This window comes from Pseudopedobacter beijingensis, from assembly GCF_042678145.1.
GTDB lineage: Bacteria > Bacteroidota > Bacteroidia > Sphingobacteriales > Sphingobacteriaceae > Pseudopedobacter > Pseudopedobacter beijingensis.
In genome coordinates, this window is record NZ_JBHUDG010000004.1 from 64676 (window position 1) to 91652 (window position 26977).

A 26977-nucleotide genomic window follows, 5' to 3' on the forward strand; every position below is an offset into this window, starting at 1 on the left:
AAATAGAAACATCCACTCTGCTGAAATTCAGTATTGGTGATAATTATATTTAGCTGAATATAACTACTAAAGACTGATAATTAACCAGCTACTTGATCAAACAAATGCTTTTCTGCATGATAAGAAGAACGAACCAAAGGACCGCTTTCTACATATTTAAAGCCCAACTTACTTCCGTACTCTTTATATTTAGCAAATTGATCCGGATGAATCCAGTCAATTACCGGATGATGGTTTTTGGTCGGTTGCAAATACTGTCCTAACGTTAACACATGTACACCAGCATCACGTAAATCAATCATAGTTTCGTAAACATCAGCTTCCGTTTCCCCTAAACCAAGCATAATTCCAGATTTAGTTCTCAACCCAAAATCCGAGATACGTTTAAGACATTCCAAACTTCTGTCGTATTTAGCCTGTATACGAACCTCACGGGTTAGTCTTTTAACAGTTTCTATATTATGCGAAACAACTTCAGGTCTTTCTTCGCATACACGGTATAAATTATCCCAAATACCTTTAAAATCAGGAATCAAAGTTTCCATAGTCGTTCCGGGACTTTCTCTTCTGATAGCTTGAATAGTTTCTGCCCAAATGATAGACCCTCCATCTTTCAAGTCATCACGATCTACAGAGGTAATCACCGCATGTTTCACATTCATTAATTTGATAGAATTGGCAACCCTGTTAGGCTCGTCTGTGTCTACTGCCAATGGTCGGCCGGTAGCAACAGCACAAAAAGAGCAGGAACGTGTACATATATTTCCCAGAATCATGAAAGTAGCAGTACCAGCACCCCAACACTCACCCATATTAGGGCAGTTTCCGCTTTCGCAGATGGTGTGCAACTTATGCTCGTCTACCAGACCTCTTACATGAGCATATTCTTTTCCAACAGGAAGCTTCACTCTCAACCAATCTGGTTTCCTGTTCGTTTGATTTGCCGGAATTACGGGTAGTTCTATCATGCAGCAAAAATACACATACTTTATTGAATAATTGTGTTGAACAGTTGTAAATTTAGTAGGTACAGACAATAGCGTAACGGAAAACAAAGAAAACCCGGTTGTCTTCATGGTTAAATCTTAAGGTTTTGATAGAAACTGATTTAAGATGTCATTTTCAATCAAGTAATTTTGTTAATTTGCCCAGCTTTTAAAACGGAATAAAATATCGGGTAAAAGTAATTTATCCTGTAGCCTATAATATGATATGAAAAACATCACCATAAAAACTATTTCAGAGAATACGCAGGTTTCGTTAACCACGGTTTCTCGTGTTATGAATGGGGTTGCAGAAAAGTATAGGATAAGTGCGAAAACTGCCGAGAGAGTATTAAAGGAAGCCGAAAAGCTGGGTTATATCCCCAATCAATCTGCCATAAATTTAAGATTAAAAAAGAGTTTTTCTATTGGATTGATAGTGCCCAGTTTAGCCAACCCTTTCTTTTCCACGGTGGTAAGTATTGTGAACAAAACTTTACACGAAAAAGGATATTCTTTATTAGTAGCAGATAGTAACGAGAACGAGCAAACCGAAATAGACGCCGTAAAGCATTTGGTGTCCAGAAATATAGAAGGCATTATTATTATACCCTCTGGTAGAAAAACAGATCATATTAACCAGTTGATTAAAAGAAATTTACCTGTTGTTTTTGTGGATAGGTATTTTAAAGAACTCCCTGTTTCTTATGTGTCTACAGACCATTTTGACGGAGCCTTTAAAATGGTAGAATACCTGATTTCCCGTGGACACAAACATATAGCCTGTATACAGGGAGGGCGACATGTGATGTCTAATCAGGAGCGTGTTAATGGCTATAAAGCCGCTATTTCTAAAAACGGCTTTGGATATGAGTATGTAGGTGGAAATAGCTTTACCATGGAAGATGGGTATCTGGAAACCAAGCTTTTGTTACAGCAACGTGAAAAACCCACAGCAATATTTGCATTAAGTGATACTATTTTGCTGGGAGTGCTAAAAGCTTTGAAAGAAGACGGTTACCAGGTGCCTGATGATATTTCCGTAGCCTCTTTTGATAACTCTATTTATCTGGATTATCTGGCCTGTCCGGTAACCAGTATCTCACAACCTATATCCGAGATTTCGCAAATAGCCATCAGACTTTTATTAGATAAAGTAGATTATCAGGGCAAAGACGGGAGCTTATCAGATAAACAGGAAATTCTCATCAGTCCCTCAATTATTCACAGAAAATCCGTGAAAGATATTTTATAGAAGATTATACTCTGTTTAGAGTTTAACCGATGATTTTTATGTTTCTTTTGGAGCCTGTTCATCATACCTATGTAAATGAAGGGAAAACAAGACTTATTAATATCCTGTTTAAAAATGGAATAAACAAAAAATATACAAAAGAGACTGCTTCGTTCCTCGCAGTGACGCTCCTATTTTTGTCATCGCGAGAGCCTGTTCCGATTTATCGGAAAGGAACGACATGGCAATCTCACTTTGTTTATAAGAGATTGATTCGCTGTAACTTGCGATGGCGTTGTGTTCAATCTCATAGCGAATCCTGTTTCGATTTATCGAAAAAGCTACGATGATGTAATCACAGAAATAATAATTGAAATGAAATTTAAACAGGCTCTTAATATCCTGCTAAGAGTTTAGAAGGGGGAAATAGGATATTAATATCAAAATATTACTTCAAGTCTATGCCTGCTCTATTACCCTTTTCTCCAAATAAGGCAAAGAAAGCTCTTGTTATGCCACCATATTTTGTTTATATTAGGTATACTCTAAAATAACCATATAAAAGGTTAAAGTATCGCATTTTCCAATTTATAAGTCCCACTCAAGTCCCATATAAGTCCCACTCTAGTCCCTATTTACTATATACTTACAATATACTTACTATACCCTTGCTATACTCTTACCATACTATTACTATACCTTTTGTATACTTTTTATAGGTTCTGGATTTGGTTAGTGCCAGATGAAAAGGTTAATAAAGTGTAAAGAACACCTTTATGTGCTTATAGCCAAACCCTAAGAGGGTCTCTAACAAGTCAGATGTTATTCTCTTTACGAGAAATAGAAGCAATCTGGTGATGTCAAGATAGGGATTACGTTGTCATGCTTTCTGGTAATAATGCGTTTTTTAAATATTTGTTGAGCTTTTTAGATGGCTCAGTCTGATAAGTTATTGTTCGTTTGTTGTCTTTCGTTAATTGTTATTCGTTTTTAGGATGTTATAAATCTATATAACAGTTTAATGTGAAAGGTTTTTATAATAGTAAATCAATGTTGGTGTGGGTAGGAGTATATCAGATGATTTTTAGGTTCATAGCCTCTCCGGGTTTGTTTCGATAGCTTTCAACATATAAACCAGTTCAATATTAAAAGCCTGTTTAAAAATGAAATAAATAAAATACAGTGGTAAAAGAGACTGCTTCGTTCCTCGCAGTGACGCTCCTGTTTTTGCGAGGAACAAAGCAATCTCAACCATTATAATAATTATTTAATGCAATTTAAATAGGCTCTAAAGTTGTAAAATATAAATGAGTACAAAAAACAGTTTGTTCCAAACTTGTTTCGGAAAGTTGAGTAGAACAAAAGCCTGGGGATAGGTTAATTTCGGTATTCTGGCCGTGAGTTTATATTGAATTTAGATAAGTTAATTTGCACAATCGATAATAATATTTAATGATTGTATAGTGCTGTTTAATCTGATTTGCCTTATTCTATAAATTGATTTATGACAATTTTTAGGATAATGATGCTAATATAAGTCATTACATTTGAAATGTGACCCTATATATTTGTGATATTATAAACTTAATAATTTTTGCACAAACGTTATCGCTTTAGAGTAGTAATTCAAGTTATTTATGAGAAATATGTCGAGGTCTAAGATTGTAGTAATAGGAAGTTCAAATACGGATATGGTTGTTCGCACCAGTCATTTTCCGGAAAAGGGAGAGACCGTTTTGGGGGGCGAATTTATGATGAATCCAGGAGGGAAAGGTGCAAATCAGGCAGTAGCAGCAGCAAGAATGGGAGGTGAAGTTGTTTTTGTATGTAAGATAGGGAAAGATGTTTTTGGGAGTCAGTCTGCCGAATTGTTTGAAAAAGAGGGTATTGATGTTTCTTATGTATTGGTTGATGAAGAAAATCATTCAGGGGTAGCTTTAATTACAGTTGATGCCAATGCCGAAAATACTATTGTGGTAGCTTCAGGGGCGAATGCGCATCTTTTTCCAAAAGATATAAGTAGTGTAGAGTCTATTTTTTCTCCAGAAGGTTTTGTGTTGTTACAGTTGGAAATTCCGGTAGAGACTGTTAGGTATATTGCAGCAGCGGCGAAATCTAAAGGTGGAAAAGTAATACTGAATCCGGCACCTGCCTGTGAATTGCCTGATGAGGTATTTAGTGGGCTGTATATGCTTACTCCTAATGAAAAAGAGGCATCCATGATTTCAGGAGTGAATGTTCAGGATCTGGACTCGGCAAAAAAGGCTGCAGAAATTATTTATAAAAAGGGTGTAGAACATGTTATTGTTACTATGGGAGCTAAAGGAGCACTGGTTTTTGATGGTCTGGAATATGTTTTTATTGAGGCGCAAAAAGTAGTGGCTGTAGATACAACCGCAGCGGGTGATGTGTTTAACGGAGCTCTGGTTGTGGCATTAAATGAAGGGAAGAGCATTATTGAAGCTGCAGAGTTTGCCAATAAGGCGTCAGCAATAGCCGTAACCAGGTTGGGCGCACAGGCTTCTGCACCATATAGAGGGGAAATAATGGAAGAGGTTTCTAAATAAGATTTTAATTAAACGAAAAGGTTAAAAACTAAAAACCAATTATAATTATGTTTATTGTACACGATTATTATGTTGCAGTACTGTTCTGCGTTATTACCATGCTGTGTTGGGGCTCATGGGCCAATACACAAAAACTGGCCAATAAGACCTGGCGCTTTGAGCTTTTTTACTGGGATTATGTGATAGGAATTCTTTTGTTTTCTGTGATCTCGGCTTTTACTTTAGGGAGTATAGGGACAGAGGGACGGAGTTTTACACAGGATCTGGCACAGGCAGACGCCTCAAATATTTGGAGTGCATTAATAGGCGGTGTGGTTTTTAATGCAGCGAATATCCTGCTTTCTGCGGCTATTGCTATTGCGGGTATGTCAGTGGCTTTTCCTGTAGGTGTTGGTATTGCACTGGTTCTTGGCGTTATTATCAATTATATCAATACCCCGGTAGGTAATTCTACTTTACTTTTTGCCGGAGTTGGGCTAATTGTTATCGCTATAATTATTAACGCCTGGGCCTATAAACTGAAAAGTGGTGGAGAAAAAGGGAAGGCTTCTGGTAAGGGAGTTGCTATTTCGGTAATAGCCGGTATTTTAATGGCTTTTTTCTATCGGTTTATTGCAGCTTCCATGGATATGGAGAATTTTGTTTCTCCTGAGGTGGGTAAAATGACCCCTTATACTGCTGTATTTATATTCTCAGTAGGTATTTTCTTAAGCAATTTGCTATTCAATACTATCCTTATTAAAAAGCCAATTGAAGGTGAACCTACAAGTTATTCGACCTATTTCTCAGGAAAGTTTTCTACTCACCTAACAGGTATTTTGGGAGGAATGATATGGGGACTGGGGAATTCGCTAAATCTAATTGCTGCAGGTAAAGCAGGTCCGGCAATATCCTATGGTTTAGGACAGGGAGCTACATTGATAGCGGCACTTTGGGGTGTTTTTATATGGAAAGAGTTTAAGAATTCTCCGGTAAATGTAAATGGTAAACTGGCAGCCATGTTTGTGCTGTTTGTTGTGGGGTTATGGCTGATTATTGTGGCTGGGGAGTGATGAATGTAATAAATATACTAGGAAGAAGAATATAAAGCCATTTGTTTTTTTATTGCTTTCTCTTAGTCTGGATTGGTTTTACAATAAAAATTAAGAAAATGAGGGAAATCTACGTTTTTATTCTTTTAATGAATATGATTTCATTAAAAGTGATGTCACAGGTTAATTTGAGCCAAGAGGGTACGGCTAACAGTTACATTGTTACTGAGCTGGGTTTTTATAGCTTTAAAGCAACAAAAGGCAATTCAACTGCAACTCTTTCAAATATGGGGTCTGCTGCTTGGTTATGGATGAGTAAAGCTGATTTGATTTCTAATGTGAGTTATGATGTTAATTCTGGTATGGTTTCATTTAATGCATCAAATGAAAGAGGGAATGTAGTTATAGCTGGTTTTGATGCTGGGGGAAATATTGTTTGGAGTTGGCATATTTGGCTGACAGATGATCCACGATTGAATCTGCATAAGGTTCAGAGCTTTTATATAATGGATAGAAATCTTGGGGCAATTGCAAATGTAGAGGAAGATGTAAAGTCTTATGGTCTTTATTATCAATGGGGAAGAAAGGATCCTTTTCTTGGAGCAAAAGATTTAGGATCTAAAGCATCACCAGGCAATGAAACTACAGCATTTTCTACTGCTACAGAATATTATATAGTTAATCCGCTATATGTTGATAGAACTTTCTCTGCTATAGCAAATAATGATGTTTCAATACCGGTCGGTAAAAGTGTTGATTATGCTATTGCTAATCCGACCAAATTTATAAGTTATGTAGGGCAAGTGAATTCATCCTCATTAGGAGATTGGTTAAATAGTGAACAAATTGATAACCTATGGGGTTTTGCCGGGATTGATTATAATATTGCTACAAGTAAATCTATCTATGATCCATGTCCTCTAGGTTTTAAAGTAGGTCATTCAGGAAAGAAGGTGTTTTGGGTAACAGATCCGGGTACAGGAACTCCTAGGCTAAGTCAAAATCCTAATATTAGGTATATGGAAGATACAAGAAGTTTTGTTTTTCCTTATGAAAACAAAGATTATTACTATCCAGCTAGTGGATATAGAGATGATGTAGGAAAACTAACAAGCGTGGGGAATGATATGTGGATATGGTCTTCGATAAGATCTGATTTGGCTGAAAATAATAAGTGGGGAGCTCAGGCTTTTCGGGTATATCGGAATGCGAATGTTAGTCCTATTGCTGAATATTACACAAACCAAACTGAAAGAACACGAAGGGCTCGAGGTAATCCATGCAGGTGTATAAAAGACGATGATCCGGCGCTGCCAATTAAATGGGGTAGTTTAAAGATTGGTAAAGATAATAATGGGGTGAAATTAAATTGGACAACCTTATCTGAAATTAATAACTCACATTTTAATGTACTTAGAAGTATAGATGGAGTTCAATTTACCCCTATAGGAAGAATCAATGCGAATAAAGAACAAAGCTATCAGTTTATAGATTTGCAGCCCAATGTAGGATATAATTATTATCAATTGGAACAGGTCGATTTTGATGAAAAAACAGACTTATCAGATCCGATTGCGATTAACTTTTCTTCTGAAAATGAAAGATTCTCTGTGTATGCGCCATTAGAGGGAGATTATGTGCAAGTGATGTTTACAAATGAAAAGTTAGGGAAAAAAAATATACAGATAATCGATGCTTCTGGGCGTTTGCTGTTGAATTCATGGTTAAACTTAGAGATTGGCCAAAATATAATAGAGTTGCCAGTATCATTACAAAAAGGTGTTTACATCGCCAAAATAGGAGATACTGTAACAAGATTTGTGAAGTAATGTCTTTGCTCTGCATGCGCTAAGTATTGGATAGGTTTTATCAATGCTAAATAAGGGTAATTGATATAATGAGAGCGTTATAAACTAAATAAGTAAATGAGAATAATTAAATTTTTTGTCCTTTTGAGCATGTCCTTTCTATTTTTAAAAGGAAATGCTCAAATAAAGTTTGTAGATATACCCGCTGGAAGTTTTTATATGGGTACAAATGGACCTCGTAAACATTTTGACGAAGCGCCAATTCATAAAGTAACTATTACGAAATCTTTTAAGATGAGTTCTACGGTTATAACAAATGCTATGTATGAAGAATTTGATCCCTCACATAAGCAATTAAGAGGAAAAAATGGATTCTCCCACCTTGATAATGATGCTGTAGTGTATGTTTCTTGGTATGATGCTGTAGCATTTTGTGAATGGCTATCAAAAAGAGAGGGTAAAACATATAGATTACCAACAGAAGCAGAGTGGGAATATGCCGCGAGGGCAGGAACAAGCTTTCCTTATTATTCAGGATGGAAACTTCCTAAAGGATCGAATAAAAATAATAGTGAAGTTCATAGTAATTTTAATAACAGAGAGATTCATAACAATTTTATTCCAATAAACCTTGGGGTAAAAAATGATAAAGGGAATTCTTTTGGTTTATACGATGTGCATGGGAATGTTGAAGAATGGTGTTTAGACTGGTATGGGCCGTACACAAATAGTGAGAAAATAGATCCTGTGGGTTATATTGAGGGGGAATTTAAAGTTACTAGAGGAGGGAGCCATAGTACCCCTGATGAGTTTTTAAGATCTGGTAATCGTATGGCAATGTTGCCAGAGGATAAACATTATCTAACTGGGTTTAGGGTGGTTGAAGGAGAATATCCTAAATCAAAACCCATGGTTAGAGTAAGGGGTAAAAGAGAGAACATAAGCCAAAAGAAAGTTAAATGGGATACTCCTTCTGAAAAAGCATATTTTAAAGAGCCTATCCCTTACGTCAATACTCCCGACCATGATTCCAAAGTTCCATTCTTTAATCATAACCATTGTCCGGCAATAACTTGGTGTCCTAATGGTGATTTGTTGGCTATTTGGTTTTCCACAGATGATGAGTTTGGTAGAGAAATGACGATTCTTTCCTCTAGACTACCGATGGGTAAAAATGAATGGACTAAAGCAGAAGAGTTTTATAAAGTTCCTGATAGAAATATGACCGGTTCGTCATTATTTTATGATAATGCATCTGGTGTTATATATCATATGAATGGGGTTGAAGCTGCTGGTTGGTGGAGAAATTTAGCAATAGTGCAAAGAGAAAGTAGGGATAATGGTGCGACTTGGACTAAAGGTAGATTGGTTTCTCCAGAGCATGATTTGGGGAATCAGGTAATCGCCGGGATGTTTAAGACAAAGGAAAATTATTTAATTCAACCATCTGATGCAACTCCAGACATGGATGGAGGGAGTATAATACACCTAAGTAGAGATAATGGGAAGACATGGGTAAATCCAAAACCTATTGAAAAGCCAAATTTTGTTGATGGAGGAAGTGGTAAAGCAATTGCAGGGATACATGCCGGGGTAGTTCAATTAAAAAATGGAGATTTAATGGCCTTGGGACGTACAAACTCTTTTACTAATAAAAATGGGGATAAAAAAATGCCCATGTCTATATCCTCTGACTGGGGGCAAACATGGCGGTATTTCGCAACTGATTTACCTTTTATTGGGGGAGGACAAAGATTGGTTTTAATGAGGTTAAATGAAGGGCCATTGTTATTGGTGTCTTTTACTTCTAATTCTCATTATTGGGATGATAAAAAATGGGGAATGGAGTTCAATATAAATGGTGGTAAAAAATATGGTTATGGAATGTATGCCGCTTTATCTTACGATGAAGGAAAAACGTGGGAGAAGAAAAAACTACTAACAGATGGAAAGGAAAGATATTTGGATGGTGGGGCTTGGACAGGCCACTTTTTTACAAGTAGCTTTCAAGCAGAACCTAAAGGATATCTTGCAGTAACACAAACGCCTGATAATATGATTCATTTGATTTCAAGTAGAATACATTATCGGTTTAATATAAAATGGATAGAAGAATAAAGATCAACGAATTTTAATTATGGTTATTATGAAAAAAGTGTTTTTGATATTTACAGCATTACTGTTCATGGGATGTAGTAGTGTAATGAAAGGATTAAAAACAGATAAAGCTGTCAAAATTATATTTGATACCGACATGGGGAATGATATAGACGATGGTCTTGCTTTGGATATGTTGTATAAATATGTGGAGGATGGAAAAGTAGATTTATTAGCGATAACATCTAATAAAAAAGAAAGCGGTAGTACCGAGTATTTAGATATAATGAATAATTTTTATGGTTTCCCGAATGTACCCATAGGGAAAATTACTGATGGACCAGATAGTAAAAAAGGAGACCATTTTGCTTTTAATGTGTCTCAAGATAAAAGTTATAAGAGATCAATTAAAGATTATGATAAGATTCCTGAAAGCGTAGATTTACTGAGAAAGACTTTACAAAAGCATAAGAATAATTCTGTAGTTATTGTTGCGGTAGGTTTTTCTTCAAACTTATCAAGGCTTTTAGATTCTAAGCCAGATGACATTTCACCTTTAACAGGGAAGGAGTTAATAGCCAAAAAAGTTAAGTATTTATGTATGATGGCGGGCGATTTTCGTCCAGAAAGAAAGCATTCGGAGTATAATGTTAGGCTAGATAAGCAATCTGCACAGAACGTTTTTAAAAATTGGCCCACAAAAATTGTGACTAGCCCTTTTGAAGTTGGCTTAGATATTAAATATCCAGGATCATCTATTTCAAAGGATTTCACCTATGTTAAGAAGCATCCCTTAGTTAAAGGTTATGAGGCATTTGCCAAAATGCCTTATGATAGGCAGACATGGGATTTAACATCTGTGTTGTATGCTGTTGAGGGGGATGGTAATGGGAAGTATTTTTCGCTCTCTAGTGCTGGCAATATTGAAGTTCAGGAAGATTCTAAAACAGTATATGAGCCATCGGCCAAAGGGAATAGGTATTATTTAAAAGTTAATGAGGAACAAAAAAAGGCAGTAGCTAATAGGTTTCTTGAAATTATAACCAGAGTCCCAAAAGTATTAGAAAAATAACAAAACCTCACCTTATAGGATAAACGTATGAAGACAAAATATTATTGGATATGGGCTTATTTGATAATTATATCTGCATCTGCATTTGGCCAAAAAATACCTGTTAGTGGTATCGTAAAAGACGCTAAAGGAGAAATATTAGCTGGTGTTACAATTTTAGAGCAAGGCACAAAGAATGGTACTTTTTCTAGAGCAGATGGAAAATTTTCTATAGATATTAATAAAAATGGGAAACTTGAATTTAAATATATTGGATTTAGAAATACCACTTTGGAGACTTTGGGGAAAACAACTTTTGAAGTGGTGCTTTTAGAAGATTTTTATGCTTTAGACGAGGTTGTTGTTGTGGGGTATGGAACCCAAAAGAAAATAAATTTAACAGGAGCTGTTAGTCAGATTAACGGAGATGATATTGTATTAAAAAACACGCCAAATGTTTTGTCTTCTTTACAAGGAGAATTGTCTAGTGTGGTGGTAACTCAAAGTAGCGGGCAACCAGGGGAAGAAGGATTGGATTTAAAAATAAGGGGGTATTCATCTGCAAATAGTATGGCTCCCTTAGTTTTGATAGATGGGATGGAAGGTAGTTTAGAAACATTAAATCCTAATGATGTAGAATCTATTTCTGTACTTAAAGATGCCGCATCTGCGTCTATATATGGTTCAAAAGCAGGAGGAGGGGTTGTATTGGTTACAATGAAAAGCGGTAAAGCAGGGAAGGCAGAGGTAATGTATAACAGTCTTCTCGGTTTTAAAAGACAAGGGAGAATGCCTGGTAGGCTTAATTCTTGGGAAGAAAATGAAATAGTTGAGCGGGCTAATAATCGTATTCCTACTTTTCAGACTATGGAATGGTTTAAAAATCCTAATTTAAATACCATTCTTAGAAGCTCTTCTCTATTAACTTATTATGATAACACAAACTGGCTTAAAGAAGGTTTGTACAAAACAACCTATAATAATAGACATAATGTTTCTGTTAGGGGAGGCGATAAAAACCTTAATTATAGAGCTTCATTAGGATATTATGGAGATGAGGGATTCTTGCGCTATGGACCAGATGGATTTGATAGGTATAACTTTAGGTTAAATGTTAATTCTACATTAAGTAAGTATTTTGTACTATCTACAAAAGGCGATTTTAATACATCCACAGTAAAGCAAAGTTCCTATTCTTCTAAAGGGATATTAAATCTGCTGTACCGCGGAAGAACAAGAATGCCTGTTTTATTTCCGGTAGATGAAGATCCTATTCCTACACCAAATGTTTATGCCGGTCAAGACGGAGCAAATCCAATTGATATGATGTTGAATGCAGGGACATTAAATAATGTTACAGAAAATCAATCTATTCAATTCTCCTTATTAGCAAAAGATTTTGTTAAAGGGCTTAATTTTAATGTTTCGGGATATAGGAATTATCGATTTGCAAATATTGATAAACATTTGCAAAGATTAACCTGGTACAGTAGAGGTTTAAACGAATATCGTTATTCTCAGACCCAATCTAGTAGCATTGAGAGGCAGAGAAATAAGGAGATAAGAGATAATTTAAACTTTATAGTGAATTATGATTTAAGTACTAAAACTAATCACTTACTTAAATTAATGGGCGGGGCTGAAATGGAGCGATTTACAAGAGATAGGCTTTTTGCAAGTAAAGGAGATATGCCAGATGGTTTGGGGTCACTTAATTTTGGAAGTTCAGAAACTGCAAAAAACACAGATTTGATAGAAAGGTCTTTAATAAATTCGTTTTTCGGAAGACTAAATTATGCGTATAAAGAAAAATATCTTTTAGAGGCAAATCTAAGGCATGATATCAGTAGTCGTTTGGCTCCGGGTAATAGGGGGGCAACATTCCCATCTCTTTCATTAGGTTGGTTGCTAAGTAAAGAAAGCTTTTTTGAAAATACTTTTAGAAGTATAAATACCTTTAAAATTAGAGGGTCTTGGGGCCAACTGGGTAATGCCGAATCTTTAGGTGTATATGATTACTTAGATATTTTAGAATCTGGACAGACGCTTATAGGCGGTTCAATAGCTTCAACTCATTATTTAAAAACTTTAGCCTCCAAGGAAAAAACTTGGGAGATAATAGAGTCTATGAATATAGGGGTTGATATCAATGCATTTAATAATCGACTGATGTTTACTGGAGATATTTACAGTAAAAAAAATAAGAATATGTTAGCAAGTATGCTCGGAATTCCTTCGCTAATAGGTGTTAATTTGCCTTATTTTAATGTTGGTGAGTTAAAAACTGATGGATGGGAGCTTGAGGTGAAATGGAGAGATAAAATAGGTAAAAAAGGAAATTATTGGTTAGGTTTTAATATTGCAGATAGTAGAAATAAACTAATAAGATATGATGGGGTAAATGTAATAAACGAAGGAATAGTTCCACTGTTAGAGGGTTATCCTTTAAATACCATATGGGGATATAGAACCGACGGATTATTTAATGAAACTATCTCTCCGCAAGAAGCTCTTTACCAACCAGGGGGAGCGTTGACAAGCAGAGGGGATTTGAAATATTTGAATTTAGATGATGATCCAAATATTAATGGAGGAGCTTTTACTCCAGAAAACCCAGGAGACTTAGTTAATTTCGGGAGTACAGATCCGCGTTATACGTATGGATTTAATTTAGGAGCAAGCTGGAAAAAATTTAGTTTATCTGTGTTTTTGCAGGGAGTAGGTCAAAGAAAATTCTTATTGGATGCAGAGACATTGAATCCAACTCAAGGATCTCTTTATCAAGCAATGGACTTTCATAGAGATTATTGGACAGAAAGTAATTTAAATGCGTTTTTTCCACGACCATTTTACCAAGGTGGATCCTATAACTATAAACCTGCAGATAGATGGATACAAAATGGAGCATATCTAAGAATTAAAAATGTTACTCTAGGTTACGATATACCAGCTAATATTAAATGGATTAAAAAAGTCAATGCATTTATTGCAGGAGAGAATTTGGGGGAAATAACTAAGTCTTGGAAACAATTTGATCCTGAAGCACCAGCAATTACAGGGAGTCATGCCTGGTATGCATTTAATCGAACTCTTAGTCTAGGTTTAAATATCACTTTTAAATAAAAAACAATGAAAGCTAGAATTATTAGATGTTTTTTTATCTCAGCAATAATAACCTTAGTTAGTAGCTGCGACATGAATGAATTTCCAGAAACTTCAAGAACAGATAAGGAATACTGGAAAACAGAAGTGGATTTTAAATATGCAGCAAATCAGTTATATGCACTACTTAGTCCAAATTTTTTAGATACAAGAGCTGATGATTTATTTTTAAATAATTATCCTGATGATATTTCTTCTGGAACAAGAAAGATTCCGGCAGAGAGTAGTGATTGGAGTAATCCTTTTAAAGTAATATTCTTAGCTAATAAAATAATCGAGAATTTACCCAAAAATGCATTAGGGAATATAGATAGGTATGTTGCTGAGGCTCGTTTTTTTAGAGCTTATAACTATCATATGTTAGTTCGTAAATATGGGGATATGGTTTGGATTGATAAAACACCTGTTAATATTAATGACCCTATATTGTATCAAGCTCGTTTGCCAAGAGAAACTATAATACAGAATATTTATAGTGATTTAGATTATGCTATAAGTAAGTTGCCTAGTTATTCTAGTATTGATGCAACAGAGTATGGTAGAATAAGCAAATCGGCAGCTATGGCTTTGAAAGCTAGAATTGCTTTGTATGAGGGGACATACCTTAAATTTCATAATAAGGGAAATCCTTCTGATAATTTGAGAATTGCTTATGAAACAGCAGGATTAATAATTGATTCTAAAGAGCATAAGTTATTTGATGTAGGGCAAAATTCTTATAAAACTTTATTTGAATATGAGGGTGAAGGGAAGGGTAATACGGAAAATATTTTCGTTAAACTCTATGGAACAGAAGAAAACAAGCAGTTTTCACATAATTTCCCATACAGGATTTGCGTTAATCATGGATTGACAAGAAATTTTTTGAATCTTTATCTCAAATCTGATGGCATGCCATTTATGGATGATCCGGATTCAGAAAACACGTATAATTCCTATTTAAATAATAGGGATCCCAGATTAGCACAAACAGTATTAAAGAGGTTAGAGAGAAACTATACTTTTGGCCCATTTATACCCTATCAGCAATCAAGAACAGGTTTTGGTATTCGAAAATATGTTGTTGTAGATAAAGGAGATCAACCAAGCACCTTAGATTTTCCACTTATACGTTATGCAGAGGTATTGCTTATTTACGCAGAAGCTAAATATGAATTTAATCAAGCAATTTCTAATGATGATTTGAATAAGACAATAAATTTATTGAGAACTAGAGCGAGGTTTAATGTAGCCCTTAGTAATGAATTTATAAATCAGAATGGTTTGAATATGAGAGAGGAAATTCGGAGAGAGCGTTCTGTAGAATTGGCAGTTGAAGGGCATCGCTATGATGATTTAATTCGTTGGAAAACAGCAGAGAACTTACTGCCAATGCAGATGTTGGGTGCTAAATTTATAGCCGGAGAATGGGGTTCTGCTAGCTTAGGTACAATTTCAGAAAAGTTAACATCAAAAAACCTATTAATTGTTCAGGAGTCTAATGCTCGGTTTTTTGATCCTAATAAAGATTATTTATACCCTATTCCTTCAAATGATATTTCACAGAGCAGGTCTACTATAAAACAAAATGCTAACTGGAACTAAAAAAAATAACATGAATAAGATATTTCAGAAAATTCTAATATTTTCTTTCTCAATTGGTTTTTTAGGCTGTAAAGAAAAATATAGTTATGATAATTATCCTAAAGGTTATGATACTAAGTATATCGTCGGATTTGATTATAGATACTCTGATGTAGGCGAGCCTTCTTTAGCTAATGTAACAATTAATGTAAATAAAAAATCAGAAGAATTGCTTGAAATGCCTATTAAATTCTTTTCTGAGAACATTAAAGATTTTGATGTTGAGGTAAGGTTATATTTTAGGAATTCGCACTATTTTTTAAAGCAGCAAGGAATTATTACTGCAACAAGGTTTAATTTTAGTACCCCTGATTCCCTTGCATTACCTGGTATTGATTTTAACTTATTAAATAAAAAGGGGGAAATTTTAACACCTATAAAGAATGACTCGTTAATGTATTATAGCATCATATTTCCAAAAGCGATTAAGGGGGTAGAGAAGCTATATATAAAACCACTAGATTATTCGGGAGTAAATCATATACGCTCAGCATGGTTTACATTAGTGATTAATAAGGTCGTTACCAATGAAACGGAAGTGGTTTTTAATGAGACAAGTTTAAATAATAGTACTAATAATTATAGTGTTAGTGCTTTGTCAAATTCATATTTAAGAAGAATAAACTTTATAAATGAATAAATGTTTTACTATGAAATTTAAAAGTATAATTATAGTTTTTTTATTCATAAGCCAGGGTGTTAATGCTTCTAAAATAGAAATAACCGATTATTTTATAAATATTAAACATCACTCTAGAGTTATCGATAAAGCTGCGGAGGTATTTAATGAAGAAATTAATAAAAGAACAAATAGAACTATCACTAAAACGGTAAAAAATGATTTTGTTCTGGAAATAGGTTTAGAATCAGAATTTCTATTAGAAGGACAATATTTAGAGTCATTAAGATTATTAAAACCGACATCAAAAGATGGGTTTAAAATGATTTTTTTAGATAATAAGAAAATAATAATTGCTGGAAATAATGACAGAGGGGTTCTTTATGGGATTGGATACTTATTAAGAAAAATTGATATTAGTGCTAATAAGATGTTTCTGAATTGGCATGGCAATATTTCCAGTAGTCCAGTAAAGTCGATTCGAGGTCATGAAATGCAACGTAATCCAAAATTCAATAATGAGGATGAATCTTTTGCCCTTAATCAGTTTGATCAATATGTTCGGGAACTAGCTCTATTTGGAGCAAATACTATTGAGGTTCTTAGAAATATCTCTCCACAGTATGCCAATATATGTAAATCATATGGTTTAGATATCTCTATTGTGACATTTGATAACGGACCGGACTTTAAAAGTGAAGAGGGAATTGCAAAGGAGTTGAGGATGCGGGAGCATATGATGAGAAAGTTTCCAGAAATAGATCATTGGACAATAAAAAGTGGCGATCCTGGACATTTAGACTTAGAAACATTTTTCGAATTTTCACAAAAAGAGGTTGAGCTGCTTAAAAAGATTCACCCTAAGGCAAAGGTGTGGTTAGCTCCTCAAAGGTTTAATGATGCCCCCATAAGTTATTTTGATAGTTTTATAGATAGGGTGAATAAGGTTGATTGGGTTGATGGCCTTGTATTTGGCCCATGGACTAGAACGCCCCTGCCTGAATTGCGAAAAAGAATTAGTAAGCATTTACCGATTAGGCATTTCCCAGATATTACTCATATATATAGTAGTCAATATCCTGTGCCAAATCTAGATGTAGCTTTAGCAATAACATTGGGGCGTATTTGTATTAATCCTACTCCTGTAATGCAAAAATATATACATAATAAGTATGCTGATGATGTAGTGGGGAGTATAGGTTATTCTGAAGGAACAAACGATGATGTTAATAAGTTTGTTTGGGTAGCTCAAGATTGGGATTCAAGCATGGCCGTTGAAGAAACTTTACAGGATTATGCTAGGTTGTTTATAGGGAGTGCCTATGTAAAAGAATTTACAGAAGGGGTACTTTCTTTAGAAAAGAATTTGGATGGCCCCTTAAAAGAAAATTCTAATGTAGATACATCTCTTAGGTTATGGAAATCTATGGAATTAAGAGCAGATGAAAAACTTCTTACTAATACACGTTTTGCCATGTGTTTGTTAAGAGCTTATTATGATAGCTATGTGAAGTCAAAGCTCATCTATGAAGATAATTTAGAAACGCAAGCATTGAGTTTTTTAAGAAAGGTTGAGGAATTAGGACCAGAACAAGCTATTCAAGCATGTAAGGCAGAATTAATGAAAAGTAAATTAATGCCCGTTTCTTTAGATTTAAAAAAGCGGTCGAGGCAATTATTCGATGTGGTTTATAGAGGAGAAACAGGGAAATGGACAATGGAATTGCAAAAATGTGTTCTAATTGATCAGATAGATGTTGCTTTAAATAATGAGCCTTGGATTTCACAAGAGTTAAAAAAAATTGAATCAATAACCAAAAACAGTGAGAAAATTTCTAAAATTCTAGATATAGCTAACAGAAAAGAGCGGGGGGAGTTGTATTATAATTTAGGATCTTTTGAAAGTAGAGAAATTATAGACACCTATGCTAATTTTAAGGAAGACCCTTATTATTTAAAGTCTGCTCATAGATCGTTTGGGGCAAAATTGAATCGGTTTGTGATTTCTTCAAAAGATTATAAGAATAACCATGTGCCAAAAGAATGGTTAACACAAATAGGGATTTATTATGATCAGCCTTTGGAGATGAAGTTTAAAAAACTTAAACCACATCAAGACTATATAGTAGAGCTTGTTTATATAGGAGAGATGAATAAGTTTAATGGAATGGTTAAACTTATGGCAAATGATGGCATCTTAATTCATGATTTTTTAAACCCCAATGATTATGTATATAGATTTCCTATTAAAAAGGAATTGATAAAAAATGGAGAAATAAAACTCATTTGGCAATGCAATGAAGGGGGAAGAGGGACTCAAGTTGCAGAAATAACATTTATAAAAAGTAACTAAATACATGGATATGAAAAATAGATTAATTTTAATGTTTTTAGGAGGAACAGTCCTTTTTATGTCCTTAAATTCTTGTCGAAAAGATACTAAATCAAATTATGAAATAATTGATTCAAATTTTAGTATACAAATGGAGGTGTTGCCCGTATATGGAAGTTCTGAAGTAGAGAATTTTATAGCCTGGGAAAATGTGAATGAAGCAGGAGTGTGGGACAAATCTTCTAATCATCCTAATTTAAATTTCAACTCAAAATTTCAATTAAAAGAGCAATTAGAGGGTAATGTTTCTAGGTTTGAAGGAAACTTAAAAAGCCAAACGAGTGAAAATAATTTTGAGTTATTTTCTGTTGTTCCTTATAATGTAAATATGGGGAATGATCTTAGAAATATGGCATTATATATACCTGTTAATCAGGTTCAAAAAGGGGAGAGTCCAGACTTATTGTCAAAAGGTTATGCATTAGGGAAGACAGAAGTTAAAAGCCAAGAAAAAGATGTGGAAATGAAAATGGATTATGCTTTGTCGGCATTGAATTTTAATATTGATTTCTCCAATACAATCTTAATGAATAAGCATCTTGAAAAAATAACATTTAGTTCTGAAAAGGCTTTTGTTGGAGGGCTGATTTATGATATGGTTGAAGATAAAATTGTGAAAGAGCCTATTGGAAAAAATTTAACACTTACTTATGTTGATAAGCCTAATATTACCGGGGTTAATAGTGGTTGGATTGCTATAAAGCCTGATGATTATAGTGGGGAAAACATAAAAATAGAAGTAACAACAAAAGAGGGCTTTGTTGCTAGTTTTCATTTTGCCATTAATGAGGCTTACAAAAAAGGGGCTGCTTATACATATGAAATTAATCTATTAGAATTGTTAACATCTGGAGATGCGGTACTTTTTGAACCTATGGTGGATTTAAGTGAGAAAGGAACAGCAAATAGTTATATTGTTATGGAAGAAGGCAAGTATAAGTTTATTCCAACAAAAGGAAACTCTAGTGAAAAACCAAACGGATTGCAAAAAGTGGATTGGATTTGGACAACAGAAGAAAATATGGTGTCGAATGTAAAGCTTGAAGGTGGCGTTGTTACTTTTAGATATTCCGGTGTTAAGGGCAATGCATTAATAGCTGGCTTTAACAGTGCTAATGAAATAGTTTGGAGTTGGCATATTTGGGGAACTGATGATCCTTCGAGGAATCTTCATTATGTTAATAATGATAAATACTTGTTGATGGATCGTAATTTAGGAGCCACTTCAGCGGCGCAAGATGATGTAAAAGCTTATGGTCTTTATTATCAGTGGGGTAGAAAAGATCCTTTTATGAGTTCTAAAGTTTTTGGGACTAAAGGTAAAAGAGAGGAAAGTACAGGTTTTACAGGTGCAACGAGTAGTTTTATTATAAATCCGTTGTATAACCGGAATTTTAAATCTGTAGCTAATACAACATTAACTTATGGCTCCGAGATAAACTATTTTATTGCCAATCCAACAACTTTTATTAGTAATACAAATGCTTCTGATGGATGGGCAAACAACAGTAATCTTCAAGAATTGAAGATTTATGAAAACCTATGGGGTTATAATTCTGCTTTAGGTGATAATGTTAAAACAATTTATGATCCTTGCCCGGTAGGTTTTAAAGTGCCTTCATACGATGGCGATGTTTGGGGGAATATGAGTTTACAGAATAGTCCTGTTGTTACAAATATTCCTGAACAACCCGCAGGTAGGCTTTATACAAGTATTGATGGTATTCAAAAAGGATTTTATCCAGCAGCAGGGCAAAGGTTGCATGAGTCGGGGCAATTGTCATATGTAGGCATGCTGGGGTCTTATTGGTCAAGTTTTTCGTATTTCACTAGTTTTATGCAAGGTAGAGCTTTGCGTATGGAAACACCAGTAGGAGGTACAGCAACTATAAGAACAAATATTAAAGTAGGTACAGCTTATGGCGCATCGATTAGATGTGCTTGTGAAACAAAATAATGATTAAAAAATAATTAAAATGAATATAAAAAGTAAGTTAGGTGTTGTAATTATATTATTACTAGTATCATTTAGAAGTGTTTTCGCTCAAGTTATAGATTTAAGCGAGAAAGGAACAGCAAATAGTTATATAGTGAGTAAAGGCGGAAAATATAAGTTTATTCCGGCTAAAGGCAATGGCCCTAAAGTCACTACTATTAATCAAGTGCAAGGACTTTGGCAAGCACCTAAGGCAGTAATAGGTGATATAACTTGGGACGGAAAGTATATAAGTTTTTCTGCCTCAGAACAAAAAGGAAATGCTGTTATTTCTGCAATGGATAATAAAGGAGAAATTATTTGGAGTTGGCATATTTGGTTAACAGAAGACCCCGCTAAAAAATTACATTCGGCCGGAGAGGCTAGCGTTAAAATGATGGATCGTAATTTAGGAGCTACAACAACGAATATAGAAGATGTAAATTCTTATGGTCTTTATTATCAATGGGGAAGAAAAGACCCGTTTATAGGAGCTCTTGAGGTAGGCGATAAATCTGGAGATAGAAGAGAGGATGTTTCTTTTACTACGGCTACGGCTCCTGTAGAATTGGGCCGAAGAGTAACTAGGTTTAAACCTATTGGAAATGATAAGATTAATTCTAATGCGATAGATTTTTCAATTAAAAATCCAACAATATTTATAGGTTATGTTTCTGAAGTAGATGGAAGCGGAGTAGACACTTGGTTTAATACTGAGTTTAAGTTACAAGATGATTTATGGGGATATGATAAGAGAAAGCAAGACAATGTTAAAACAATTTATGATCCTTGTCCGGTAGGTTTTAAAGTTCCAGGGCATAGCATTAAAGCATGGTCTCAGATAGAGGCCGCTATACCAGAAGGAAAATTAAATAGCTATGTATATATGTATGATGGAGAGAAAACTACTTATCCTGCTTCAGGAAGTAGAAGACAAACAAATGGTAGAATACAATATACAGGTTATAATATTTATTTGTGGTCAGCAGCAACTTTTAATGAAAAAGCGGTTGGTATGCGCATTAGTGAAGGAAAGCCGCATAACAATGTGAAGATACCAAGAGCTATGGGACTGCCAGTAAGATGCATCTGTGAAGATAGTATTTTATAAGTACAATTTAAGTATTAAGAGGAGTTAGAGTTTAGCTAGTTTTAATAAAATGAGATATAGGATATTATTTTTTTTATTGATATCTGCTTTTTTCGTAAAGGCAGATATTAAACTTCCTGCATTAGTAGGAGATAATATGGTTTTACAACAAAATGCAACAATAAATATATGGGGTAAAGCGAAGGCTAATTCAAAAGTTACCGTAAAAGTTGGTTGGGATAATAATGTATATAGTACTTCTTCAGATGCTGTAGGTAATTGGGAGATAAAGGTGAAAACTATAGGAGGTAGTCAGACTGCATATGAAATGATGATTAGCGATGGTAATGAAATTAACCTTAAAAATATTCTTTTGGGAGAGGTGTGGCTTTGTGGTGGACAGTCTAATATGGAAATGAGTACTAGGGGGTATACGAACCAACCAATTGATAACGCGCTAGATGAGATGATGGATTTTGATTATCCTTCTATTCGATTTTTTTTGGTTCAAAAAAACTTTAGCATTGAGGTGCAAAGTGATATTATAGGAAAATGGAATTTGTTAAATCCAAAAGTAATCGAGACAGCATCAGTAGTGGGGTTAAATTTCGCCAAAATTATAAATAAAATATTGAATGTGCCTGTTGGAGTAATAGGTTGTTATTGGGGTGGTTCTACAATAGAGGCTTGGATGAGCGAAGAGAGTTTGAGAGAATTTGGCCCTGTTATTATAAATAAGGAAAGTTTGGATAGAAAGAATCCAAATATACATAGGGTTGCTAATATGACACCGACAGTTTTGTATAATGCAATGTTGAAGCCTATAAGCAGATATGCCATTAGCGGTGCTTTATTTTATCAAGGAGAAGCTAATGTTAATAATCCAGACCGTTATCAAAAGTTATTACCTGCTATGGTAAAAAATTGGAGAAAAGATTTTGAAATTAATTTCCCTTTTTATTATGTGCAGATAGCGCCGTTTCGTTATGGGGGTAGTAATGAAATAGAAGCTGCTTTATTGAGAGAAGCGCAATATAAAGCAAAGACAGATATACCTAATTCAGGAATAGTATCAACAATTGATATTGGTTCAGAAAGTACAATACATCCATCTGATAAAAGAACTGTCGCTAAGCGTTTAGCCTATTTGGCATTATATAAAACATATAAAATAAATGGTCTTAATGGAGAAACACCTTATTATGTATCCCATACGATAGAGGGAGATAAGGCCATTATAACATTAGAGAATATAGGTTATGGCTTACATAGTAAAACTGAACGATTTATGGGCTTTGAGATTGCAGGAGAAGACAAGGTTTTTTACCCTGCAACTGTGAAGAATGTTAATAGGGTTAATAATAAGCTTATTGTTTTTTCAGATAGAGTTAAAAAGCCTGTTGCTGTAAGATATGCATTTAAAAATTATCAATATGGTAATTTATATAATAGTTACGGAATAGCGGCTTTACCGTTTAGAACGGATAGTTGGTAGAGTAGTAATAATATAAAACTATATTAGAAGAAAGCCTAACTGTTGCTAATTACTCCACAGAAACAGTTAGGCCTTCTTGTTTTAAAATCTTTCTATAGACTTCCATTTCTGTAAACGAGCCTTCTAGTACGGCGCATTTACCATCATTATGGACTGTCCAGGCGATTTTTTCGGCTTGGGGTTCAGAATAATCCAGATAATGCATTAAGCAGTGTATTACATGGTCGAAGGTGTTTACCTCATCGTTCCATAAAATTAAACGATGGACTGTTTTTAAAGAACTTAAAATTTCTTCAAGAGTAAAAGCTTCTTCTTTCGTTTGGGTTTCAGCCATGTTCATAATCATGGTGCAAATTTACGATTCAGCTTTAAAAATAAAAATGAAGGATTAAAACAAAAATAATTCATTGTATAGTGAAATTATGGATTAGGAGAAGCGCCTTTTTCCTGTTCATCGTCGTCTTCTCCGCTTCGTAAAATGCCCGTTTCTTTATCATACATCCCTTTCATTTCATCTATTAAGGTCTTGTCCCATAGTTTTGTACCAGAGAAATAAGCAGCACGGGCAATAAGGTGAGCGGCTACCGGAGCTGTAAGTACTAAAAATAATATAATGGCCAGGGATTTGGTGTTTACAGATATTTCTCCAAAAAACAGACAGGTAGCCAGTAATATAAAACCAGTTCCTAAGGTAGCGGCTTTTACTGTAACCGATAGTCTGAGGTAAAAGTCGGGCATACGGAATATACCAATAGCTGCTATTAATATAGCCAGACTACCGATAGTACTAAATATCATTACTAGTATCTCTGTCATTTGTATCTTTTTTCTATATAATATGAAAAAGCCATGGTGCCCAAAAAAGCGATGAGCGCCAGTATCATTCCTACATCCAGAAACAGGGCACTGTTAAATGTTATACAATAAATAGCAATAACGCCTATTCCGGAAGTGATGATCAGGTCTAAAGCAATTACGCGATCAACAATATCCGGACCTTTGATTAATCTTATAAAAGTTAAGATTAATGAGAACGCAAGGATGGGTAGTATCACATATTGTAAATATAGGGTTAAGTTCATCTCGTCAATTCTAAAATTCTTCTTTCAAAACCATGTTTAATGTTCTTTATAAATTCGTCTTTGTCTTTAAGGTACATATTATGAATGTAAAGGGCTTTTTTATCATGGCTTACATCCATAATTAAGGTTCCGGGTGTTAGCGATATACATGACGACAAAAGATTGATCTGCCAATCATTATCCACTTCTAAAGGGTATTTGACAATGCCGGGTTTCATAAAATAATTAGGTGTAATTACGTCGTAAGCTACATGCAGGTTTGCTTTTAACATTTCATAAATAAAATAAAGCAAAAAGCTGATTGCTTTGGGGACCCGGTTAAAGTACTTTTTATTTTCATAGCTTTCTCCTTTTACTAAAAGCCATAAAATAAAGTATCCCAGTAAAAAACCGAAGAAAAAGTTGCTATAGTTAAAAGTTCCGGTGAGGGCAACCCAGATAAACATGAGCAATAAATTCATTAAAAACTGTCTTGTCATAAAATTAGTTTATATGTCCAAAAACTGCGTTTATATAGTCTGTTTTGTCAATCATCTGATTGGCAATTTTGCTGCTGATTTCATAAATGTTTTGAGCAAAGAATCCAAAATAACAGGTAATGAGCATTAATATCACAATTGGAGCTATTAAGTAGGTCTTTTCTACTAAAGTTTTTCCTTCAAAATTATTGGTCAGCCTGTCTAGTGTTGATGTTTTTTCTTTCCAGAACGCTTTTGCCCAAATACGGATAATAACATATAAGGTAATAAAGCTGGCAAAAATTAATCCTATGGCATAAATGTATTGTTGTTGCTCAAATGCGGCTGTGAGTAAATTTATTTTTGGCCAAAAGCCTGATAGAGGCGGAATTCCTACTAATGAGAAAAATACTATAGCGAATACAAAAGATATTTTAGGATAATCTTTGTACATATTGCCCAAGTGGTTCATGTTTACTGATCCGTTCATTAATCTGATAACACCGGTAATTAAAAATAAGTTGGTTTTTATGATGATATCGTGTATTAGATAAAATATGGTTCCTGTTAGTGCCGTTAGGGTAAACATGCCTATTCCGCCTACCATAAACCCAATGTGGCATACAATCAGGTACGAAAATAATCGTCTCAGATTCATTTTGTTGATGGCTCCAAGAGCTCCTACGAACATGGTGAATACGGATAAAAGTATTACCACCTGACTAATCCATCCATCCATTGTAAAGACAAGTGAAAACATCCTCATCATAGCATATATCCCCACTTTAGTTAATAGTCCGCCAAATAATGCGGCAATGGCCGATGGTGGTGTGTGATAAGAAGAGGGCAACCAAAAATACAGGGGAAATATGGCTGACTTTATACCAAAGCTAATAATGAAGAAAATGGATATGATAGAAACCAACCCTTGATTAGGTAATTGAGGAACTTTAACTGCTAAATCTGCAATACTTAAGGTGCCGGCAACGCCGTATAATAGACCAATTCCTGTCAGGAAAATGATGGAGGAAAACAGATTAATAGCTACATATTTAATAGAGCCTTCTATTTGTGCTTTTCTGCCGCCAAGTGTCATTAATACAAATGATGAGATAATAATGACCTCAAACCAAACATACAAGTTAAAAAGGTCTCCGGTTAAAAATGCACCCGTTAAGCCCATTAACAGGAAATGGTAAATGCTGTAAAAGCCGAAATTAACTCTATTAGTCCCTATGCCTTGTACGCAATAAATAGATATACAAAAACCCACTATACTAGTCAATAACACCATGAGTGAACTGAATGTATCTGCAACAAAAGTAATCCCGAAAGGAGGTTTCCAATTGGCTGCATGCATTACCAAAATGCCGTTTTGCGCTACTTTAGTGAATAGTATGATAGCATTTATAAGTACAAACAGGCTCCCAAATAAACTAATATATCTCAATATTTTACTCTTTCCCCAAAAAAGTAAAGTAATTATAGCTATCAGCATTTGCCCCAGTAAGGGCATTACTATCATGTTCTCAATCATATATCGTTAATTTCTTCGGGGGTATTCAAATCATCCAGGTCATCGGAATTAACCAGGACGTAAACTCTCTTCAGTAAAACAATAGAAAAAGCCTGTAATCCAAAGCTAATAACAATAGCGGTAAGTATTAAAGCCTGTGGTATAGGGTCGTCAAAAGGTTCTGTAAGTACGCTGAGATTGTCTGGGATTACTGGAGGATTTCCACGGGTAATTCTACCCATCAGAAAAATGAGAAGATTGGTGCCATTTCCCAGTAACATAACGCCAATCAAGAGTTTTACCATGCTACGTCGCAGTAGCATATAAACTCCGGAAGAATATAACAGAGCGATTAAAAGGATGATTACTAATTCCATTATTTGGTTGATTGTGAAATGGTAAACAAAATGGTTAAAGTAACACCAATAACAAGTATATAAACGCCCAGGTCGAAGAATAAGGCAGAACCAATCATCCCGATTATAGGAACAGGTTCGTTATACCAGAGTCCTGTCATAACGGGTTGCCCTAAAAACAAAGGCGCAACAGCACTAACAAAAGAAACAATAAGTCCAACCGGAATTAGTTTAAAAGGATGGTGCCTTAATAACCTGATTGTTTTTTCGACACTATTGGCAAAGCTATGCATTACAAAAGCTATGGAAGCTATTAAGCCGCCTACAAAGCCTCCTCCCGGTTTGTAGTGCCCTCTTAAGAGGATAAAAACGGAGAAAAGTAATAGCACCGGGATTAAATAATACGTTGCTGTTTTTAATATTCTACTATACATATTA

The 26977-nt window shown here is 34.7% G+C and carries 21 protein-coding genes; 13 read left to right on the forward strand and 8 right to left on the reverse strand.

Annotated features, from left to right (window positions below; translation table 11 throughout):
- Positions 1-80 precede the first annotated feature (80 nt).
- Positions 81-968 (reverse strand): lipoyl synthase, encoded by an 888-nt coding sequence (gene lipA / locus ACFSAH_RS05245; protein WP_379661869.1) that lies wholly within the window; start codon positions 966-968, stop codon positions 81-83.
- 244 nt (positions 969-1212) lie between these two features.
- On the opposite strand from lipA, the gene ACFSAH_RS05250 reads away from it, so the two are divergent.
- The 13 genes from ACFSAH_RS05250 (at position 1213) to ACFSAH_RS05310 (ending at position 23127) form a co-directional block, all read left to right on the forward strand.
- Entirely contained in the window at positions 1213-2238 is a 1026-nt protein-coding gene (locus ACFSAH_RS05250) for a LacI family DNA-binding transcriptional regulator (protein ID WP_379661655.1), read from the forward strand.
- Positions 2239-3863: 1625 nt separating this feature from the next.
- Entirely contained in the window at positions 3864-4784 is a 921-nt protein-coding gene (gene rbsK, locus ACFSAH_RS05255) for a ribokinase (RefSeq protein ID WP_379661656.1), read from the forward strand.
- 47 nt (positions 4785-4831) lie between these two features.
- Entirely contained in the window at positions 4832-5836 is a 1005-nt protein-coding gene (locus tag ACFSAH_RS05260) for a GRP family sugar transporter (RefSeq protein WP_379661657.1), read from the forward strand.
- A gap of 98 nt (positions 5837-5934) precedes the next feature.
- On the forward strand, positions 5935-7644 hold the full coding sequence (locus tag ACFSAH_RS05265) for a T9SS type A sorting domain-containing protein (RefSeq protein WP_379661658.1): 1710 nt from the start codon (positions 5935-5937) through the stop codon (positions 7642-7644).
- A 96-nt stretch (positions 7645-7740) separates the two neighbouring features.
- A complete protein-coding gene (locus ACFSAH_RS05270; RefSeq protein WP_379661659.1) occupies positions 7741-9741 on the forward strand; it encodes an SUMF1/EgtB/PvdO family nonheme iron enzyme in 2001 nt (666 codons plus the stop codon).
- A gap of 28 nt (positions 9742-9769) precedes the next feature.
- Entirely contained in the window at positions 9770-10792 is a 1023-nt protein-coding gene (locus ACFSAH_RS05275) for a nucleoside hydrolase (protein WP_379661660.1), read from the forward strand.
- Positions 10793-10819: 27 nt separating this feature from the next.
- Positions 10820-13894 (forward strand): SusC/RagA family TonB-linked outer membrane protein, encoded by a 3075-nt coding sequence (locus ACFSAH_RS05280; RefSeq protein ID WP_379661661.1) that lies wholly within the window; start codon positions 10820-10822, stop codon positions 13892-13894.
- A gap of 6 nt (positions 13895-13900) precedes the next feature.
- On the forward strand, positions 13901-15517 hold the full coding sequence (locus tag ACFSAH_RS05285) for a RagB/SusD family nutrient uptake outer membrane protein (protein WP_379661662.1): 1617 nt from the start codon (positions 13901-13903) through the stop codon (positions 15515-15517).
- A gap of 10 nt (positions 15518-15527) precedes the next feature.
- Positions 15528-16196, forward strand: coding sequence for a hypothetical protein (locus tag ACFSAH_RS05290; RefSeq protein WP_379661663.1), 669 nt, complete (start codon positions 15528-15530; stop codon positions 16194-16196).
- A 10-nt stretch (positions 16197-16206) separates the two neighbouring features.
- Positions 16207-18528, forward strand: a complete 2322-nt coding sequence (locus ACFSAH_RS05295) for a hypothetical protein (protein ID WP_379661664.1) — start codon at positions 16207-16209, stop codon at positions 18526-18528.
- A 10-nt stretch (positions 18529-18538) separates the two neighbouring features.
- On the forward strand, positions 18539-20524 hold the full coding sequence (locus ACFSAH_RS05300) for a hypothetical protein (RefSeq protein WP_379661665.1): 1986 nt from the start codon (positions 18539-18541) through the stop codon (positions 20522-20524).
- 19 nt (positions 20525-20543) lie between these two features.
- Positions 20544-21653, forward strand: coding sequence for a hypothetical protein (locus ACFSAH_RS05305; RefSeq protein WP_379661666.1), 1110 nt, complete (start codon positions 20544-20546; stop codon positions 21651-21653).
- 49 nt (positions 21654-21702) lie between these two features.
- Positions 21703-23127: a sialate O-acetylesterase gene (locus tag ACFSAH_RS05310; protein WP_379661667.1), complete on the forward strand. Its 1425-nt coding sequence runs from the start codon at positions 21703-21705 to the stop codon at positions 23125-23127.
- A 49-nt stretch (positions 23128-23176) separates the two neighbouring features.
- Here the strand turns inward: ACFSAH_RS05310 and ACFSAH_RS05315 are convergent, their stop codons facing one another.
- The 7 genes from ACFSAH_RS05315 to ACFSAH_RS05345 all read right to left on the reverse strand — a co-directional run bounded on the left by ACFSAH_RS05315 (position 23177) and on the right by ACFSAH_RS05345 (position 26973).
- Complete coding sequence (locus ACFSAH_RS05315; RefSeq protein WP_379661668.1) at positions 23177-23473, reverse strand: ATP-dependent Clp protease adaptor ClpS; 297 nt, start codon at positions 23471-23473, stop codon at positions 23177-23179.
- Between the two features lie 74 nt (positions 23474-23547).
- A complete protein-coding gene (gene mnhG, locus ACFSAH_RS05320) occupies positions 23548-23943 on the reverse strand; it encodes a monovalent cation/H(+) antiporter subunit G (RefSeq protein WP_379661669.1) in 396 nt (131 codons plus the stop codon).
- Positions 23940-24209, reverse strand: coding sequence for a monovalent cation/H+ antiporter complex subunit F (locus ACFSAH_RS05325; protein WP_379661670.1), 270 nt, complete (start codon positions 24207-24209; stop codon positions 23940-23942). Before ACFSAH_RS05325 ends, mnhG begins: the two co-directional genes overlap by 4 nt.
- Complete coding sequence (locus ACFSAH_RS05330) at positions 24206-24688, reverse strand: Na+/H+ antiporter subunit E (protein WP_379661671.1); 483 nt, start codon at positions 24686-24688, stop codon at positions 24206-24208. The genes ACFSAH_RS05325 and ACFSAH_RS05330 overlap by 4 nt, the downstream gene beginning before the upstream one ends.
- Before the next feature lie 4 nt (positions 24689-24692).
- On the reverse strand, positions 24693-26204 hold the full coding sequence (locus tag ACFSAH_RS05335) for a proton-conducting transporter transmembrane domain-containing protein (protein ID WP_379661672.1): 1512 nt from the start codon (positions 26202-26204) through the stop codon (positions 24693-24695).
- Positions 26201-26560, reverse strand: coding sequence for a Na+/H+ antiporter subunit C (locus tag ACFSAH_RS05340; RefSeq protein ID WP_379661673.1), 360 nt, complete (start codon positions 26558-26560; stop codon positions 26201-26203). The genes ACFSAH_RS05335 and ACFSAH_RS05340 overlap by 4 nt, the downstream gene beginning before the upstream one ends.
- The gene (locus tag ACFSAH_RS05345; RefSeq protein WP_379661674.1) at positions 26560-26973 is read right to left on the reverse strand and encodes a Na+/H+ antiporter subunit B; all 414 of its coding nucleotides are present in this window, start codon (positions 26971-26973) and stop codon (positions 26560-26562) included. The genes ACFSAH_RS05340 and ACFSAH_RS05345 overlap by 1 nt, the downstream gene beginning before the upstream one ends.
- Positions 26974-26977 lie beyond the last annotated feature (4 nt).

Excerpts from the sequence above, each read along its gene's own strand:
- lipA (WP_379661869.1), bottom strand. The coding sequence starts at position 968 with ATGATAGAACTACCCGTAATTCCGGCAAATCAAACGAACAGGAAACCA.
- ACFSAH_RS05250 (WP_379661655.1), top strand. The coding sequence starts at position 1,213 with ATGAAAAACATCACCATAAAAACTATTTCAGAGAATACGCAGGTTTCG.
- rbsK (WP_379661656.1), top strand. The coding sequence starts at position 3,864 with ATGTCGAGGTCTAAGATTGTAGTAATAGGAAGTTCAAATACGGATATG.
- ACFSAH_RS05260 (WP_379661657.1), top strand. The coding sequence starts at position 4,832 with ATGTTTATTGTACACGATTATTATGTTGCAGTACTGTTCTGCGTTATT.
- ACFSAH_RS05265 (WP_379661658.1), top strand. The coding sequence starts at position 5,935 with ATGAGGGAAATCTACGTTTTTATTCTTTTAATGAATATGATTTCATTA.
- ACFSAH_RS05270 (WP_379661659.1), top strand. The coding sequence starts at position 7,741 with ATGAGAATAATTAAATTTTTTGTCCTTTTGAGCATGTCCTTTCTATTT.
- ACFSAH_RS05275 (WP_379661660.1), top strand. The coding sequence starts at position 9,770 with ATGAAAAAAGTGTTTTTGATATTTACAGCATTACTGTTCATGGGATGT.
- ACFSAH_RS05280 (WP_379661661.1), top strand. The coding sequence starts at position 10,820 with ATGAAGACAAAATATTATTGGATATGGGCTTATTTGATAATTATATCT.
- ACFSAH_RS05285 (WP_379661662.1), top strand. The coding sequence starts at position 13,901 with ATGAAAGCTAGAATTATTAGATGTTTTTTTATCTCAGCAATAATAACC.
- ACFSAH_RS05290 (WP_379661663.1), top strand. The coding sequence starts at position 15,528 with ATGAATAAGATATTTCAGAAAATTCTAATATTTTCTTTCTCAATTGGT.
- ACFSAH_RS05295 (WP_379661664.1), top strand. The coding sequence starts at position 16,207 with ATGAAATTTAAAAGTATAATTATAGTTTTTTTATTCATAAGCCAGGGT.
- ACFSAH_RS05300 (WP_379661665.1), top strand. The coding sequence starts at position 18,539 with ATGAAAAATAGATTAATTTTAATGTTTTTAGGAGGAACAGTCCTTTTT.
- ACFSAH_RS05305 (WP_379661666.1), top strand. The coding sequence starts at position 20,544 with ATGAATATAAAAAGTAAGTTAGGTGTTGTAATTATATTATTACTAGTA.
- ACFSAH_RS05310 (WP_379661667.1), top strand. The coding sequence starts at position 21,703 with ATGAGATATAGGATATTATTTTTTTTATTGATATCTGCTTTTTTCGTA.
- ACFSAH_RS05315 (WP_379661668.1), bottom strand. The coding sequence starts at position 23,473 with ATGATTATGAACATGGCTGAAACCCAAACGAAAGAAGAAGCTTTTACT.
- mnhG (WP_379661669.1), bottom strand. The coding sequence starts at position 23,943 with ATGACAGAGATACTAGTAATGATATTTAGTACTATCGGTAGTCTGGCT.
- ACFSAH_RS05325 (WP_379661670.1), bottom strand. The coding sequence starts at position 24,209 with ATGAACTTAACCCTATATTTACAATATGTGATACTACCCATCCTTGCG.
- ACFSAH_RS05330 (WP_379661671.1), bottom strand. The coding sequence starts at position 24,688 with ATGACAAGACAGTTTTTAATGAATTTATTGCTCATGTTTATCTGGGTT.
- ACFSAH_RS05335 (WP_379661672.1), bottom strand. The coding sequence starts at position 26,204 with ATGATTGAGAACATGATAGTAATGCCCTTACTGGGGCAAATGCTGATA.
- ACFSAH_RS05340 (WP_379661673.1), bottom strand. The coding sequence starts at position 26,560 with ATGGAATTAGTAATCATCCTTTTAATCGCTCTGTTATATTCTTCCGGA.
- ACFSAH_RS05345 (WP_379661674.1), bottom strand. The coding sequence starts at position 26,973 with ATGTATAGTAGAATATTAAAAACAGCAACGTATTATTTAATCCCGGTG.